The organism is Burkholderia sp. HI2500, from assembly GCF_002223055.1.
Classification (GTDB): domain Bacteria; phylum Pseudomonadota; class Gammaproteobacteria; order Burkholderiales; family Burkholderiaceae; genus Burkholderia.
This window is the reverse complement of record NZ_NKFL01000007.1, coordinates 492367-509062: the sequence shown is the minus strand read 5'-3', so window position 1 is coordinate 509062 and position 16696 is coordinate 492367. Positions and strand designations below refer to the sequence as shown.

At 67.9% G+C, this 16696-nt stretch carries 13 protein-coding genes; 6 read left to right on the top strand and 7 right to left on the bottom strand.

Annotated elements, in window-relative coordinates; translation table 11 throughout:
* Both CFB45_RS34525 and CFB45_RS34520 read right to left on the bottom strand, forming a co-directional pair.
* Nucleotides 1-450, bottom strand: a complete 450-nt coding sequence (locus tag CFB45_RS34525; protein WP_089429597.1) for a phosphate-starvation-inducible protein PsiE — start codon at nucleotides 448-450, stop codon at nucleotides 1-3.
* Nucleotides 447-827, bottom strand: a complete 381-nt coding sequence (locus CFB45_RS34520; protein ID WP_089429596.1) for a LysR family transcriptional regulator — start codon at nucleotides 825-827, stop codon at nucleotides 447-449. The genes CFB45_RS34525 and CFB45_RS34520 overlap by 4 nt, the downstream gene beginning before the upstream one ends.
* Nucleotides 828-1191: 364 nt before the next feature.
* Here CFB45_RS34520 and CFB45_RS34515 point away from each other — a divergent pair, with 364 nt between their 5' ends.
* The 5 genes from CFB45_RS34515 (at nucleotide 1192) to CFB45_RS34495 (ending at nucleotide 9848) form a co-directional block, all read left to right on the top strand.
* Complete coding sequence (locus CFB45_RS34515; protein ID WP_089429595.1) at nucleotides 1192-2259, top strand: Dyp-type peroxidase; 1068 nt, start codon at nucleotides 1192-1194, stop codon at nucleotides 2257-2259.
* A 513-nt stretch (nucleotides 2260-2772) separates the two neighbouring features.
* Nucleotides 2773-3588 carry a family 1 encapsulin nanocompartment shell protein gene (locus CFB45_RS34510; RefSeq protein WP_089429594.1) on the top strand — a complete coding sequence of 272 codons (816 nt, stop codon included), beginning with the start codon at nucleotides 2773-2775 and terminating at the stop codon, nucleotides 3586-3588.
* 104 nt (nucleotides 3589-3692) lie between these two features.
* Nucleotides 3693-3962 carry a hypothetical protein gene (locus CFB45_RS34505; RefSeq protein WP_089429593.1) on the top strand — a complete coding sequence of 90 codons (270 nt, stop codon included), beginning with the start codon at nucleotides 3693-3695 and terminating at the stop codon, nucleotides 3960-3962.
* Nucleotides 3963-4592: 630 nt separating this feature from the next.
* Nucleotides 4593-7442, top strand: coding sequence for an ATP-dependent Clp protease ATP-binding subunit (locus CFB45_RS34500; RefSeq protein ID WP_089429592.1), 2850 nt, complete (start codon nucleotides 4593-4595; stop codon nucleotides 7440-7442).
* A 126-nt stretch (nucleotides 7443-7568) separates the two neighbouring features.
* Nucleotides 7569-9848 (top strand): FdhF/YdeP family oxidoreductase, encoded by a 2280-nt coding sequence (locus CFB45_RS34495; RefSeq protein ID WP_089429591.1) that lies wholly within the window; start codon nucleotides 7569-7571, stop codon nucleotides 9846-9848.
* Between the two features lie 57 nt (nucleotides 9849-9905).
* On the opposite strand, the gene CFB45_RS34490 is transcribed toward CFB45_RS34495, so the two are convergent.
* Nucleotides 9906-11327, bottom strand: a complete 1422-nt coding sequence (locus tag CFB45_RS34490) for a purine-cytosine permease family protein (protein WP_089429590.1) — start codon at nucleotides 11325-11327, stop codon at nucleotides 9906-9908.
* 393 nt (nucleotides 11328-11720) lie between these two features.
* On the opposite strand from CFB45_RS34490, the gene CFB45_RS34485 reads away from it, so the two are divergent.
* Complete coding sequence (locus tag CFB45_RS34485; RefSeq protein WP_089429589.1) at nucleotides 11721-12644, top strand: LysR substrate-binding domain-containing protein; 924 nt, start codon at nucleotides 11721-11723, stop codon at nucleotides 12642-12644.
* Nucleotides 12645-12725: 81 nt separating this feature from the next.
* On the opposite strand, the gene argE is transcribed toward CFB45_RS34485, so the two are convergent.
* The 4 genes from argE to CFB45_RS34465 form a co-directional block, all read right to left on the bottom strand.
* Nucleotides 12726-13889, bottom strand: a complete 1164-nt coding sequence (argE, locus tag CFB45_RS34480; protein WP_089429588.1) for an acetylornithine deacetylase — start codon at nucleotides 13887-13889, stop codon at nucleotides 12726-12728.
* Complete coding sequence (locus tag CFB45_RS34475) at nucleotides 13882-14559, bottom strand: DUF1028 domain-containing protein (RefSeq protein ID WP_089429587.1); 678 nt, start codon at nucleotides 14557-14559, stop codon at nucleotides 13882-13884. The genes argE and CFB45_RS34475 overlap by 8 nt, the downstream gene beginning before the upstream one ends.
* 8 nt (nucleotides 14560-14567) lie before the next feature.
* Nucleotides 14568-15005, bottom strand: coding sequence for a RidA family protein (locus CFB45_RS34470; RefSeq protein ID WP_089429586.1), 438 nt, complete (start codon nucleotides 15003-15005; stop codon nucleotides 14568-14570).
* Nucleotides 15006-15080: 75 nt separating this feature from the next.
* On the bottom strand, nucleotides 15081-16439 hold the full coding sequence (locus tag CFB45_RS34465) for a flavin-containing monooxygenase (RefSeq protein WP_089429585.1): 1359 nt from the start codon (nucleotides 16437-16439) through the stop codon (nucleotides 15081-15083).
* Nucleotides 16440-16696: the final 257 nt, after the last annotated feature.

Below are 16696 nucleotides of genomic sequence, written 5' to 3'. Positions count from 1 at the left end.
TTACCTGCGCGCATGCGCATCGTCCTCGACATCGGCGACGTCGGCCGGGAAGCGGTGCTGGCCGAAACTCAGGATCAGCACGCCGACGGCGAGCAGCACGATCCCGACCGTCGTCATCAGCATCCGCTCGGGGCTGTCGGTTGCGCCGCGCAGTATCAGGTCGCGCGCGAGCGACGTCATCGCAATGAACAGCGGAAACCGCACGGGCAAGCGGCCAAGCCGCAGGTAGCGCACGTCCATCGCGAGCACTTCGAGATACAGGAACATCAGCAGCAGGTCGGTCAGCGACACCTCGCCCGCGAGCACGACCTTCCACGCTTCCTGCGCCATCGCGAACGCGGTCGCGAGCCCGATCACGATCAGTCCGGCCAGTTCGGCCGCGTGAAGGAAATGGCCGAAGCGGCGGCGGATGCGCTCGGCGGGCGAGCAGGGAATGGAGGTCGTATTCAAGGTGACAGTCGCTGGGTTGAGGCATGAGCGGCGCCGGGCGGCGGCGGGAACGTCGCATCGCGCGCGGCGGCATGCACGGTATCGTGCGCGTCGGGCCGATCCGGCCTGTCCGTCGCATGCGGGCCGGCCGCGCCGGTCGCCTGCTCGACCGCGGACAGCGTCCGGCGGCAGCACACGTGGAACGCGTCACCCGCATCGGTGCAGGCGACGTCGTCGTGGTCGCGGCACAGCAGCAGGCGGCAGCCGAGATACCGTTCGAGGCCGTCGATCCGTTCGCTCACCTGCGCTTCGTCGAGTTGCAGCTCGGACGCCGCGCCGGACAGGCCGCCATGCTCGACCACCGCGACATACACACGCATCGCTTCCAGCAGGTTCATGATGACGCTCCTCGTGGCGGCGCAGCGGGACCTAATCTACTGCACGCCGCACGCACGCTCAAGAGCACAGCGCCGCATGGGCCAGGAGTACAGCTGAGCGGGCGCCGGCCAAAATCCGGCCCTGTTTGACGGATTCGCATGACAGTTTGGCGATTCGTGTTCCAAAGACCGGTCGAAGCTGCTAGATTGCTTGCTCGACGACGTCACGCGGGGCAGGCAGGTCGCGCGCCCCGTGCGGCCGCCACCGCTGCGGCCCGTTGCGGGATGCCCGCACTGCGTCCTTCATCCGCGTGACACAAAGAGAACAGTCGCATGACACAGTTCAACCGTTCGCCCTCGCGCGCCACGGCACTTCCGTCCCGACATGACTGACCGGCAGCCCACGATGCAGACACCTCCCCCGCTCCCCCAAAACGTTCACAGCACGATCACGCGCAGCGCGATCTTCCTCGTGGCGACGATCAATCCCGGCGCCGATCACGCCGACACGATCCGCTCATGGTGCGGCGACATCGCCGCGCTCGTGCGCTCGGTCGGCAAGCGCGTGCCGGGCGGCAACCTCACCTGCGTGTGCGGCTTCGGCGCCGACGCGTGGGATGCGTTGTTCGGCAACCCGCGCCCCGCCGCGCTGCATCCGTTCCGTGAATTCGGCGCGGGCCAGCGCGTCGCGGTCGCGACGCCGGGCGACATCCTGCTGCACATTCGCGCGGAAGCGATGGACCTGTGCTTCGAACTCGCGACGCAGCTGCTCGGCGCGCTCGGCGATGCCGTCACGGTCGTCGACGAGGTGCACGGCTTCCGCAATTTCGACCAGCGCGCGATGATCGGCTTCGTCGACGGCACCGAGAACCCGGAAGGCCGCGCGGCGGTCGACTTCACGGTGATCGGCGACGAGGACGCGGAATTCGCCGGCGGCAGCTACGTGATCGTGCAGAAGTACCTGCACGACATGGCCGGCTGGAACGCGCTCGCGGTCGAGACGCAGGAGCGCATCATCGGCCGCACCAAGCTCGCCGACATCGAGCTCGCGCCGGACGTGAAGCCGTCGTGCTCGCACAGCTCGCTGACCACGCTCGACGAGGGCGGCCAGGAAGTGAAGATCCTGCGCGACAACATGCCATTCGGGCGCCCGGGCGCGGGCGAATTCGGCACCTACTTCATCGGCTACGCGCGTTCGCCTGCGCCGATCGAGCAGATGCTCGAGAACATGTTCGTCGGCCGCCCGCCCGGCAACTACGACCGCCTGCTCGACTACAGCCGCGCGGTCACCGGCTCGCTGTTCTTCGTGCCGTCCGCCGACCTGCTCGAAGCGCTCGCCGATCGCGCGGCGCCGGCCGCCGACGCCGTGGAGCCGGAACCGGAACCGGCATCCTCCGCGCCGCATCGCGACGGCTCGCTGAAGATCGGCTCGCTGAAAGGCGTGCCGTCGTAACGCACATCGTCACCGAGGGCAGTCCGGCGCGCCTACCCCGCGCCGGGCGAGGCGTGTGGTCGCGCCATGCACGCCCTTCACTCGTTGCGAAGCTTCAATAGACTGCGCCTATGATTCATCCGGGCTCGGCCCCGGCAACTGAACGCGGCCGAGCCCCGGCGTCCGGAACCCCTGCCGGATGAATGTTCGTAAGAATGTACGACACGCGATCGGCCGTCGGCCGCCAAGGGTTCGGCACGCCGTCGAGCCCGGCCCGAGCGACGCGGGCGCCGGTGCGCCCCCGGGTATCGCCATCCGCCGCGGTGTTCAGCACAAGCGCACACCCTCTCCCCGCACGTGAATTGCAGAACAGTTGCGCCACCGCAGCGTGTCGTTTCGATTTGTGCTGCAGCGGTGTCAATAGAGCCTGCTAATATGCATTTCGTCCTCGATCGGCCTGCCGGGCCCAGACGCAGTCCGTCAGCCGATCGGCCACCATGAAGTGTTTTCGCTGACGTGAGGCAACCCAAACCCATGAATAACCTGCACCGCGAACTCGCCCCGATCTCGTCCTCCGCCTGGGAGCAAATCGAGGAAGAAGTGGCACGCACGTTCAAACGATCGGTGGCCGGCCGCCGCGTCGTCGATGTCGACGGCCCCGAAGGCCCCGAGCTGTCGGCCGTCGGCACCGGGCACCTCGTCGACGTCGCCGCCCCGCGCGAGCTGGTGAATGCGCGGCTGCGCGAAGTCCGCACGATCGTCGAGCTGACGGTGCCGTTCGAGTTGAGCCGCGATGCGATCGACAGCGTCGAGCGCGGCGCGCGCGACGCCGACTGGCAACCGGCGAAGGACGCCGCGCAGCGGCTCGCGTTCGCCGAAGACGGCGCGATTTTCGACGGCTACCCGGCCGCCGGCATTCTCGGCATCCGCGAAGGCACGTCGAACCGCAAGCTCACGCTGCCGGCGGATGTGAGCGCGTATCCCGACGCGATCAGCGACGCGCTCGAAGCGCTGCGGCTTGCCGGCGTCGACGGCCCGTACTCGGTCGTGCTCGGCTCGGATGCGTACACGGCGCTCAGCGAAGCGCGCGACCAGGGCTATCCGGTCCTCGGCCATATCAAGCGGATCGTCAGCGGCGAGATCATCTGGGCGCCGGCGATCAGCGGCGGCTGCGTGCTGTCCACGCGCGGCGGCGATTACGAGCTGCACCTCGGGGAAGACGTATCGATCGGCTACACGAGCCATACCGACAAGGTCGTCCGCCTGTACCTGCGCGAAACGTTCACGTTCCTGATGCTCACGAGCGAAGCATCGGTGGCCGTGGCGCCGCAGGCCGGCACGGCGGCCTGACCGCGGTTGCCTGCGCGCGATGCCCGCCGGGTGTCGTGCGCGAGCGGCCGCCCCGCCGGCCGCATGTTCGTCGCCGATCAAACCCATCTTGCATGGAGTGTGTGATGAGCGAGTCGAATGAGGCATTGCAGGCGCTGCAGGCGTCGGTCGACCACCTGAAGCAGGCGGTCGACGCGAACGCGAGCAGCCAGGCCGGCGACACCGCCGTGCTGTTCACCGTCTTGTCGCTGGTCCTGGCGGAGTTGCCGCCCGACACGCGCAACCTGATCGAGGATTCGTTCTCCGTCTGGGCCAATGGCCTGCCGAATGCGGCACTGTCGAAGGACGTGAAGCAGATCGCCCGGCAGCGGCTGGCGATGACCCTCTCGGACTGACCGCGGCACGCCACGGTTGCGCCGTGTCCGGCCCGGACCGTGCAACCCGCCCTCGCCTGCGGCCGCCCCACACGCATCGTCTGCGGTGCGTGCGTGGTGGCGCTTGGCCGCTCGCGGCACGCGCCCCCTGCCGCGCTTCCGTCGCGCCGCCCCATCCGTGCTGCCTTTGATCCCCCGATAACCGACGCCCTGCGCGCCGATGTCGCACCGCGATCCGTTCGCGCGCCGCCCGCTTCCGCTTCCTGTCATCACACGCCGCGCACGCCGCGCACGCCGCGCACGCCCGTGGCGCCGTGCGCCCGCCCGTCTGTACTCCTTGCCACCCGTGCGCGCGCGCATGCGAGGGTGCAATTCACGGCCGGGCCGGTGCGGAACTGTGCCTTGGATAGCCTCCGCCGATTCGCTATTTTGAACGCAGTCGAAGCGATGCCGTGGGCTCCTCCCGGCACGCACGCTTGCCGCCCTGACCGCGACCGTGCACGACGCCGACGCGCGCTGCGTGACAGCACCGGTGCCGCCCGCGCGCCGCCGTGCCGCGTGTCGTGCGTTCGCGGTCGGAAGCGCCCAAGCGCCGCACCGCATCGGGACTTCACCCTTCGACCCACTTTCACCGACAGGAGCCAGACCACCATGCCCGCACTTTGCGATATCTGCCACGCGCGGCCCGCCGTCGCGCGCGCAACCGTGATGCAGGACGGCGAGCGCAAGACGATCTCGATCTGCGATTACCACTTCCGTCAGCTGATGCGGCATCAGAGCATGCTGAACCCGTTCGATTCGCTGCTCGGCGGTGGCGGCTCGTCGTCGCTGTTCGGCGGGCTCGACGACGAATCGCCGCTCGCCGCCGAGATTCCGCGCGAATCGGTCGACCCGACCGACGCGTTCAGCGAGCAGACGCTGGAGCTGCTGCAACGCGCGGCCGAGAAGGCGCACGAGCTGCGCCGCAGCGAGCTCGATTCCGAACACCTGCTGTACGCGCTCGCGGACACCGACGTGTGCGCCGCGCTGCTGAAGGAACTGAAGCTGTCGCCGGAGGACATCAAGTCGTACATCGACGCGCATGCGCACACCGGCACGGCCGATCCCGATGCGCCGCTCGACAAGCTGTCGATCTCGCCGCGCGTGAAGAAGGCCGTGCAGTACGCATTCCAGGCGTCGCGCGATCTCGGCCACTCGTACATCGGCCCCGAGCACCTGCTGATCGGGCTCGCGTCGGTGCCGGACAGCGTCGCCGGCACGCTGCTGAAGAAATACGGCGTGACGCCCGAGGCGCTGCGCCAGAAGGTCGTGAAGGTGGTCGGCAAAGGCGCCGAGGACGGCCGCGTCGATGCGCCGACCGGCACGCCGAACCTCGACAAGTTCGGCCGCGACCTCACCGCGATCGCGCGCCAGGGCAAGCTCGACCCGGTGCTCGGCCGTGCGCAGGAAATCGAGAGCACGATCGAGGTGCTCGCACGTCGCAAGAAGAACAACCCGGTGCTGATCGGCGAGCCGGGCGTCGGCAAGACGGCGATCGTCGAAGGGCTCGCGCAGCGGATCGTCAACGGCGACGTGCCCGAGGTGCTGCGCGACAAGCGGCTCGTCGAAGTCAACATCAACTCGATGGTGGCCGGCGCGAAGTATCGCGGCGAGTTCGAGGAGCGCGCGAAGCAGCTGATCGACGAAGTCACGGCGAAGCAGGACGAACTGATCCTGTTCATCGACGAGCTGCACACGATCGTCGGTGCCGGCCAGGGCGGCGGCGAAGGCGGCCTCGACATCGCGAACGTGCTGAAGCCCGCGCTCGCACGCGGCGAGCTGAGCCTGATCGGCGCGACGACGCTCAACGAATACCAGAAGTACATCGAGAAGGATGCCGCGCTCGAACGGCGCTTCCAGCCGGTGTTCGTGCCGGAGCCGAGCGTCGAGCAGACGATCGTGATCCTGCGCGGGTTGCGCGACAGCCTCGAGGCGCACCACCAGGTCACGTTCGCCGACGACGCATTCGTCGCGGCCGCGGAATTCGCCGATCGCTACATCACGTCGCGCTTCCTGCCCGACAAGGCGATCGACCTGATCGACCAGGCCGCCGCGCGCGTGCGGATCGGCGCGACCTCGCGCCCGGTCGACATCCAGGAAGGCGAAGCGCAGATCGCACAACTGAAGCGCGAGCAGGACTACGCCACGTCGCGCAAGCGCTTCGACGAGGCGAAGCAGTTCGAGGAGCAGATCAACGCGAAGCAAAAATCCGTCGACGAGATGATGGAGGCGTGGCAGCGCAAGACCGGCTCCGAGACGCTCGAGGTCACCGTCGAATCGGTGGCCGAGGTCGTGTCGCGGCTCACCGGCATCCCCGTGTCCGAACTCACGCAGGAAGAACGCCAGAAGCTGCTGAAGATGGAAGAGCAGCTGCGCGAGCGCGTGGTCGGCCAGAGCGACGCGGTGGTGGCCGTCAGCGATGCCGTGCGGCTGTCGCGCGCGGGGCTCGGCCAGACGCACCGTCCGATCGCGACGTTCCTGTTCCTCGGGCCGACGGGCGTCGGCAAGACCGAGCTCGCGAAGGCGCTGGCCGAGACCGTGTTCGGCGACGAGCAGGCGATCATCCGCATCGACATGTCCGAGTACATGGAACGGCATGCCGTTGCGCGGCTGATCGGCGCGCCGCCCGGCTACGTCGGCTACGACGAAGGCGGCCAGCTCACCGAGCGCGTGCGGCGCCGCCCATACAGCGTGATCCTGCTCGACGAGATCGAGAAGGCGCATCCGGACGTCTACAACGTGCTGCTGCAGGTGTTCGACGACGGCCGCCTGACCGACGGCAAGGGCCGCGTGGTCGACTTCAGCAACACGATCATCATCGCGACGAGCAACCTCGGCGCCGCGATCATCATGGACAACCTCACGCAGCCGGAAGCCGCGCGCAAGACCGACAAGGCGATCCGCGAGGAACTGATGCAGGTGCTGAAGGGCCATTTCCGCCCCGAGTTCCTGAACCGGATCGACGAGGTGATCGTCTTCCACGCGCTGTCGAAGGAGAACATCCGCGCGATCGTGCAGATCCAGCTCGACCGCGTGGTGCGCACCGCCGCCGCGCAGGACATCACGCTCGTGATGGGCGATTCGCTCGTCGAGCACCTGACCGAAGCCGGCTACCAGCCGGAGTTCGGCGCACGCGAGCTGAAGCGCCAGATCCGCCAGACCATCGAGACCCGGCTCGCGAAGGAGATCCTCGCCGACCGGCTGAAGTCGGGCGACCGGTGCGAGGTCGACTACGACAAGGCCAGCGACGAAGTGAAGTTCACCAAGCTCGCCGCGCCTGAAGCGAAGGAGACCAGGGACGCGAAGAAGGACGCCGACGGCAAGGCGAAACCGAACGGCAAGGCGGCCAAGGCCAGCGACGATGTGAAGACGGGTGACACGCCCGCCGACGCCCCGCCGCCCGCGCCTGCCGCGAAAGCGTCCGGCAAGAAGTCGTCGGGCGCGAAGAAGGACGCGCACTGAAAAACAGCATGCCCCGCACGCCCGGGGCATGCATGACCGGCTCCGTCCACCGGACGGAGCCGCCCCACGCCGCGACACGGCGCAAACCGAGCCGCCCGCACCGGGTAAGGCTGATGGAGATTCAACATGACAAATCGACGCGAAGTGCCAGGCATCAGGAAGTACGACGGGCCCGCCGGTGGTTGGGGCGCGCTTCGCGCGACAGCCGATGCGGTGCGCACGCAAATGGAAACCATCGAGGCGCCGATCGTGCTGATGCGGACCAACCAGCCCGACGGCTTCGACTGCCCCGGCTGCGCCTGGCCCGACAAGGAACACAAGTCGACGTTCCAGTTCTGCGAGAACGGCGCGAAGGCCGTCACGTGGGAAGCGACGACCAAGCGCGTGACGCCCGAGTTCTTCGCGGCGAACACCGTGTCGTCGCTGCTGCGCATGTCGGACTACGAACTGGAGAACATGGGCCGGCTCACGCATCCGCTCGTCTACGATCGCGCGACCGACACGTTCCGCGCGATCGAATGGGACGACGCGTTCGCGCGCATCGGCGAAGTGCTGCGCGCGCTGCCGCCCGACCAGGTCGAGTTCTATACGTCCGGCCGCGCGTCGAACGAAGCCGCGTACCTGTACCAGCTGTTCGCGCGCGAACTCGGCACCAACAACTTCCCCGACTGCTCGAACATGTGCCACGAGCCGACCAGCGTCGGCCTGCCGCAGTCGATCGGCATCGGCAAGGGCACCGTATCGCTGGAGGATTTCGACCACTGCGAGCTGATCATCTCGATCGGCCACAACCCCGGCACGAACCACCCGCGGATGATGGGCACGCTGCACGAGTGCGCGCGCCGCAACGTGCCGATCATCGTGTTCAACCCGCTGCGCGAGCGCGCGCTCGAACGCTTCGCCGATCCGCAGGACATGATCGAGATGGCGTCGTTCGGCTCGACCCGCATCGCATCGACGTACTACCAGGTCGACGCCGGCGGCGACGCGGCCGCGCTGAAGGGCATCATGAAGGCGCTGCTGCAGCTCGAAGCCGAGCGCGGCAACGTGCTCGACCGCGACTTCATCGCGCAGCACACCAACGGCTTCGACGCGTTCTCGGCCGACCTCGAAGCCACGTCGTGGGACGACATCGAGCGCGCGAGCGGGCTCAGCCAGGCGCAGCTCGAACAGGTCGCGCTCGCGTACGCGAAGTCGAACGCGACGATCGTCACGTACGGGATGGGCGTCACGCAGCACAACAAGGGCACCGCAACCGTCCGCCTGATCGCCGACCTGCTGCTGATGCGCGGCAACATCGGCAAGCCCGGCGCCGGCGTGTGCCCGCTGCGCGGCCACTCGAACGTGCAGGGCAACCGCACGGTCGGCATCACCGAGAAGCCGTCGGCCGAGTTCCTGAAGAAGATCGAGGACGTGTGCGGCTTCACGCCGCCCGCGCATCACGGGCATGACGCCGTGCAGGCGATGCAGGCAATGATCGACGGCACCGCGAAGGCGCTGCTGTGCCTCGGCGGCAACTTCGCGGTCGCGCTGCCCGATCCGGAACAGTCGTTCCCGGCGATGGCGAAGCTCGACCTGAGCGTGCATCTCGGCACCAAGCTGAACCGCTCGCACCTGCTGGTCGCGAAGGAAACGTTCGTCCTGCCGGTGCTCGGCCGCACCGAGCTCGACATGCAGGCCACCGGCCGGCAGTCGATCACCGTCGAGGATTCGATGTCGATGGTTCACGCGTCGGCCGGCAAGCTCAAGCCTGCGTCCGACCAGCTGCGCTCGGAGCCGGCGATCGTCGCGGGCATCGCGCATGCGACGCTGCCGGCCAGCAAGGTCGCGTGGCTCGACCTGATCGCCGACTACGACCGCATCCGCGACCTGATCGACAAAACGGTATCCGGCTTCGAGGCGTTCAACGAGCGCATCCGCACGCCGGGCGGCTTCCGCCTGCCGCTGCCGCCCACCGAGCGCGTGTGGCCGACGCCGACCGGCAAGGCGATGTTCTCGGTCTACAAGGGCGTAAAGGAGGACGCCGACGTGCTCGGCGCCGAGCAGGTGCTGCGGCTGATCACGCTGCGCAGCCACGACCAGTACAACACGACGATCTACGGGCTCGACGACCGCTATCGCGGCGTGTTCGGCCGGCGCGACGTGCTGTTCATGAACCCTGCCGATCTCGCGAAGTACGGGCTCGAACACGGCGACCTCGTCGACATCGAGACGGTCACCGCATCGGGTCGCGCGCTGCGCCTCGAGAAGATCACCGCGATCGAGTACGACATCGCGCCGGGGTCGGTCGGCGCGTACTACCCGGAAGCGAACGTGCTCGTGCCGCTCGACTACATCGACAAGGAAAGCGGCACGCCGTCGTACAAGTCGGTGCCGGTGCGCGTCGCGCGCTCGGCGGTGGTCTGACGTACTAACGGGCCACCGTGTCTGAACGGATGCGATGGCCCCCTTCCTTCCCCGTCGTTACCGCGCCGCCGTCGGCGGCATCGTCGCGCCCGTCTGCCGGCGCCGGTACGCGCTGTCGCGCGTCGCGAGCCAGTAGTACAGCGGCGACGTCAGCACGAGCCCCACCAGCCACGACAGGTCCGCGCCACCGAGATGCGCGGGAATCGGGCCCGCATACATCGGCGTGTTCATGAACGGAATCTGCACGAGGATGCCGATCGCATACGCGAGCAGCGCCTGCGGGTTGAAGCGGCCGTAGATCCCGCCATCGACCATGAAGATCGACTTGATGTCGTACTTGCCCTTGTGGATCACGTAGAAGTCGATCAGGTTGATCGCCGTCCACGGCACCAGCACGACGAGCAGCGCGAGCACGAGATCGACGAGGTTGCCGACGAAGTTCGTCGACGCACCGATCGCCGCGTAGCAGCACGCGACGAAAATCACGACCGACACCACCGCGCGTGCCTTCGCGGTCGGAATCCACTTGTATGCGAACGTCTGCACCGACGTGATCACCGCGAGCACCGCGCCGTACAGGTTCAGCGCGTTGTGGCTGATCACGCTGAGCAGGAACAGCACGAGCATCAGCGGGCCGAGCGGGCCCGTGGCCTGCTTGACCGCATCCATCGCGTCCGCGCCGGCCGGCACCGCGAGCACCGCGACCGCGCCGAAGATGAACGCGAGCGTCGAGCCGATCGTGCAGCCGAGATAGGTCGCCCAGAACGTCGACGCCACGCCGACGTTTTCCGGCAGATAGCGCGAATAGTCCGACACGTACGGCGCGAACGCGATCTGCCACAACGCCGACAGCGACACCGTCGCGAGCCAGCCGGCGAAGTTGAAGCCGCCGCGCGTCAGGAAATCGTCGGTCGTCACGTGCGTGAGGATCATCCAGAAGCCGACCAGGATGCCGATGCCAAGCACCCACGTGCCGATCCGGTTCAGGATGTGGATGAACCGGTAGCCGACGATCCCGATCAGCCCCGAGCCCACCGCGCCGATCACGATGCCGACGGGCACCGGCACCGACGATGCGATGCCGTGCACCGACTTGCCGGCCAGCACGATGTTCGACGCGAAGAAGCCGACGTACATCACGGCCGCGATCACGGTCACGAGCAGCGCGCCCCACGAGCCGAACTGCGCGCGGCTCTGGATCATCTGCGGGATGCCCATCTGCGGCCCCTGCGCCGAATGCAGCGCCATCAGCACGCCGCCGACCGCCTGGCCGACGACGATCGCGACGATGCCCCACATCAGGTTCAGGTGGAAGAGCTGCACGCCGAGCGCGCCGGTCACGATCGGCAGCGGCGCGATGTTGCCGCCGAACCAGAGCGTGAACAGGTCGCGCACCTTGCCGTGGCGCTCCGCGGGCGGCACGTAGCCGATCGTGTGCTTCTCTATCATCGGGGACGCGTTGCGGTCCACGTTCGTCATGGTGATGTCTCCTGTCCTGCGCGGCGATGCGCGCTTGCCGTGTCAGCCGGCGCGCGTTGGGGGGCGCGCCGGCAATCGGGTCCGGATACGCGAGCGACGACGCGCCGCGTGCACGCGCGGCGGGTCGAGCGAAGCGGACGATGCGCATGCGGGGGCGGATGCCATGTCCCGCCGGTGCGTGCGCGGCCGCTTCGTTTGCTTCTTGATCCAGGTTGGAGACGATGGTGCGCCACGACCCGCGCGACCGGAAAATACTAAAAATATTTCCGGGACATACGAAAAAGCTCTGCAGCGGACATTTCGGCGCCGGGGGGCTTTCAGGTAAGGTGCTACGCAAACCATGGACAGATTGCGCCCGCGGCGGCACGCCGGGGCCGTGCATCAGAGGTGCTTGTGGCTCACTACACTTTGCGGCAACTGAAATACTTCGTGACGACGGTGGAATCCGGCAGCGTCGCCGAGGCGTCGCGCCAGCTGTTCATCGCGCAGCCGTCGATCTCCAGCGCGATCAAGGGTCTGGAGGAAAGCTTCGGCGTGAAGCTGTTCATCCGCCATCACGCGCAGGGCGTGTCGCTGACGCCGAGCGGCACGCGCTTCTACCGGAAGGCGCAGGAACTGCTGCGCATCGCGCACGAATTCGAACAGAACGCGCTCGCCGACAACGACGTGGTCACCGGGCAGATCGACATCGGCTGCTTCGAGACGGTCGCGCCGCTCTATCTGCCGCAACTGATCGCGGGCTTTCGCGAGCGCTACCCGGGCGTGAACATCCGGCTGCGCGACGGCGACCAGCAGGAACTCGTGCAGGGCCTGACGTCCGGCACGTTCGATCTCGCGCTGATGTACGACCACGATCTCGACGGCACGATCGAGACCGAGCCGCTGATGCCGCCGCAGCAGCCGTACGTGCTGCTGCCGGAAAATCACCGGTTCGCGGGCCAGACGCACGTGTCGTTGCGCGACCTCTGTGTCGAGCCGATGATCCTGCTCGACGTGCAGCCGAGCCGCACGTATTTCGTCAGCCTCTTTCACGAACTCGGGCTCACGCCGAACATCGTGTTCGGATCGCCGTCGATCGAGATGGTGCGCGGGATGGTCGGCCAGGGGTTCGGCTTCTCGCTGCTCGTCACGCGCCCGCATTCCGAATACACGTACGACGGCCAGCGCGTCGTGACGATCGGCCTCAGCGAGACGGTGAGCCCGTCGGGGCTCGTGAGTGCACGGCTGAAGCGCGGGCAACTCACGAAGCAGGCGCAGTCGTTCGTCGATTTTTGCCGCGAGCGGCTCGCGCAGATCGTCGCGGAAACGGTGCGATAAGGAACCTGAAGGAACCGGAAGGAACACGAAAGCGCACGCGCCGCGGGAGGCGGTGCGTGCGTGTCGGTCAGGCGCGCCGCGTCAGGCGGCTGCGGAAAGATGGGCGGCCAGCCGCGCCAGCATCGCGTCGCAGCCGTGGAGCTGGTCGAGCGTGACGAACTCGTCGGGCTTGTGCCCCTGGTCCATGCTGCCGGGCCCGCACACCACGGTCGGAATGCCGGCTTGCCCGAATAGCCCGCCCTCGGTGCCGAACGCCACCGTGCCGAACGCATCGGAGCCGCTCAGCATCGCGAGCAGACGCGCGGCCTCGCTGTCCGGCGCGGTCGCAAGGCCCGGATACGCGCCCAGCGGCTGCAGTTGAATGTCGGTATCGGGCTGCACCGCACGCATTCTCGGCAACAGTTCGGATTCCGCATAGTCCTGCAGCTTCCTCGGCACGTCGTGCGCATCGAAATCCGGCAGCGCCCGCACCTCGAAATCGAACTCGCATTCGGCCGGCACGATGTTCAGCGCGCGGCCGCCCTTGATCAGCCCGGTCTGCACGGTCGAGAACGGCGGATCGAATCGTTCGTCGTGCCGTTCCGGCCGCGCGAGCGCTGCGCCGATCTCGCCGAGCCGGCCGATCAGCTTCGCCGCATAGTCGATCGCGTTGACGCCCGACGGCGCGTACGCCGAGTGGCAAGCAGCGCCCTTGACATGGCAGCGCATCGCGAGCTTGCCCTTGTGACCGAGCACCGGCTTCAGCTCGGTCGGCTCGCCGATCAGGCACAGGCGCGGCCGGTGCGCGCGCGCGGCCAGTGCATCGAGCATCGGTCGCACGCCGAGGCAGCCGACTTCCTCGTCGTACGAGAACGCGAGATGCACGGGCATGCCCAGCGGCCGCGCGACGAACGCCGGCACGGCCGCGAGCACCGACGCGATGAAGCCCTTCATGTCGGCCGTGCCGCGGCCGTACAGGCGGCCGTCGCGCTCGGTCAGCCGGAACGGCTCGACCGTCCACGCCTGCCCGTCGACCGGCACCACGTCGGTATGGCCCGACAGCGCGATGCCACCGCGATCGCGCGGCCCGATCGTCGCGTACAGGCTCGCCTTCGTCCGTTCCGCGTTGTAGAACAATTCGCTCTCGACGCCGAAGCCCGCGAGATAGTCGCGGATGAACGCGATCATCTCGAGGTTCGACTCGCGGCTGACCGTCGCGAAACCGATCAGCCGTTCCAGCAATGCGCGGCTCGACGTGTCATTCATCGCCCGGCACTCCGTAGCTCGGCGCGGCGGTGGGGTTCAGCGCGCGCGTCTGGTAGTCCTGCATCTGCGGCCGATACGCCTGCCACAGCGCATCGAGCTGCCCGATCGGATCGGTGTCGGCCCAGTCGACACGCAGGTCGACGATCGGCCAGGTCACGTCACCGGCCACCTTCAGCGCGGCCGAATGCACCGGCCCCGCCTCGCCGCCGGCCGCCATCGCCGCGTGCATCGCGGCCAGCAGGCGATCGGCGAGCAGGCCGGGCGCCTGTTCGAAGGCACGCGCCATCGCGTCGATCACGGCCGGCGCGGCCAGCAGGTTGCCCGCCGCCACGCATTGCTCGCCCTGCACCGCGTGATGCGTGCCGAGCGCTTCCTTGCCGGTGAAGCACGCCGTCTGCCCCTGCCCGTCGATCACCGTGACCTGCCGGTACTGGCTCCAGCCGTTCGCGCTGAGCGCGCGATCGAGCGCCGCGGCGGGCGCGAGCTGCTCGTGCTCGATCAGGTCGAGGATCTGGGGCCCAAGCGCCGGCAGCGTGATGTTCTGCGTCGCGACGGCGCCGACGCCCGCGCGCACCCACGGGCAGCGCGCGCCCACCGCGATGCTCGACGAGCTGATCGCGATGCCGAGCTGGCCCGTCTCCGGGCAACGCCCGACGATGGAGAAAGTCATGTCGCCTCCTACGCGCGGTTCGGTTGCCAGTTGTCCGGGATCACGGCGATCACGTCGATTTCCATCAGCCACTGCGGCTGGCCGAGCGCCGACACGACGAGCCCCGTCGAGATCGGATACACGCCCTTCAGCCACTTGCCGACTTCCTGGTACACCGGCTCGCGATAGCGCGGGTCGATCAGGTAAGTCGTCGTCTTCACGATGTGCGTGAGGTCGCTGCCGGCTTCCTCCAGCAGTTGCTTGACGTTCTTCATCGCCTGCTCGGCCTGCACGCGCGGATCGCCGAGACCGATCAGCGTGCCGTCGAAATCGGTGCCGACCTGGCCGCGCACGTAGACGGTGTTGCCGGCTCGCACGGCCTGGCACAGGTCGTTGTCGAGCGTCTGGTTCGGGTAGGTATCCTTCGTGTTGAACATGCGGATACGGGTGTGGGTGGGTTGGCTCATCGGAATCCTTCAGTCGTCAGGGGTCACGCCGCCGCACCGGAAGCAGACGCGGTGCGTCAGGCGGCGGGGGTTCGGTCAGTTCACCGTATCGGCGAGCGGCTGCGTATCGGCGTGCGGCTGCGCGTCGGCATGCGGCGCGGCGCCGTCCTGTTCCGCGTGCGCGGTCGAGCGGCGCTGCGATGCGTCGTGGTACTCGAGGTAGGTGCGCTGGATCGCGATGTGGTCGGCGATGTGCCGCGCGTCGTGCCACACGCCCCAGATGAAGCTGGAGCCGCGCCGCGACAGCCACGGCAGCCCGAGGAAATAGATGCCCGGCTCCTTCGACACGCCGCGCTGGTGCTGCGGCTTGCCGTTGTCGGCGAACGCGTCGACCTTCAGCCAGCCGTAGTCGACCGCATAGCCGGTCGCCCAGATGATCGACGTGACACCCGCGCCGGCAAGGTCGAGCGCGAGGATCGGATGCGCAACGCAGTCGGGGTTCGGCAGGATGCGGCGGGCTTCCGGCTCTTCCGGCAGGTCGAGGCCGTTGCGCGCCGCATAGGCGTCGGCCGCGTCGAGCAGCGACAGGTAGTTCTCGTCGCCGCGTGCGAGATTGATCGCCAGATCGCGTTCGAACACGGCCACGCCGCCGTCGAACGACTTCGTCAGCCCGACGAGCGTCACGCCCTGGTTCGCGAGCTTGCGGAAATCCACCGTGTGGCCGCCGCGCGCGCCGCTCACCGCGATCGTCACGTGCTCACGACCGGGCGTCGCGACTTCCTTGTCCCATTCGCCGAGCACGCCGAGCCACCAGCAGAAATCGCGGCCGCGATACGCACGCGGCGGCCGATCGTGCGGGCCGACCGACAGGTAGACCTGCCGGCCCGCGCGCTGCAGCTCGTCGGCGATCTGCACGCCCGACGACCCCGCGCCGACCACCAGCACAGCCCCTTCCGGAAGCTGCGCCGGGTTGCGATAGTCTGCGGAATGAATCTGCACGAGGCGGGCGTCGTCCGGGGCGATCGGCGGAATCACCGGGCGCTGGAACGGCCCGGTCGCGACGACCACGCGGTTCGCCTCGATCGTGCCGTCGGACGTCTCGACGATGAAACCCGGCTTGCCGGCATTGCGCACGACCTGCTTCACCTCGACGCCGGTGCGGATCGGCGCGTTGAACTTGCGCGCATACGCTTCGAAGTAGTCGGCGACCTGGTCTTTCGTTGCGAACGCATCGGGATCGAGGCCGTCGAATTCGAGGCCGGGGAAGCGGTCATGCCATGCGGGGCCGTTCGCGACCAGCGAATCCCAGCGCCCGGTGCGCCAGCGTTCGGCGATGCGGCTGCGCTCCAGCACGAGATGCGGTACGCCCAGCTTGCCCAGGTGCTCGCTCATGGCCACGCCGGCCTGACCGGCGCCGACGACGAGCGTATCGATTGAGGTTGTTTCGACTGCCACGGCTGTCTCCTTCGGAAGTGCGGCTCGGCGCGACGTTCGGGTTGTCGCGTGAGTTGGAATGGAGACATTCTGCTGATGCGCAGGCAGGCGCGAAATGATGATTTTTGTTGGTGTTGACGAACAAAAAGCTGGGGGTAGTGGGGGTGGCGAGCGGTGCGGGTGGCTTTCTCGCACGCTCACGAGAAGCAATTGGCGTGTCTAGCAGCAATGCGAAATCTGCTTGATTTGCCTCAATCGTATTCGGTTATCAAGCGGAG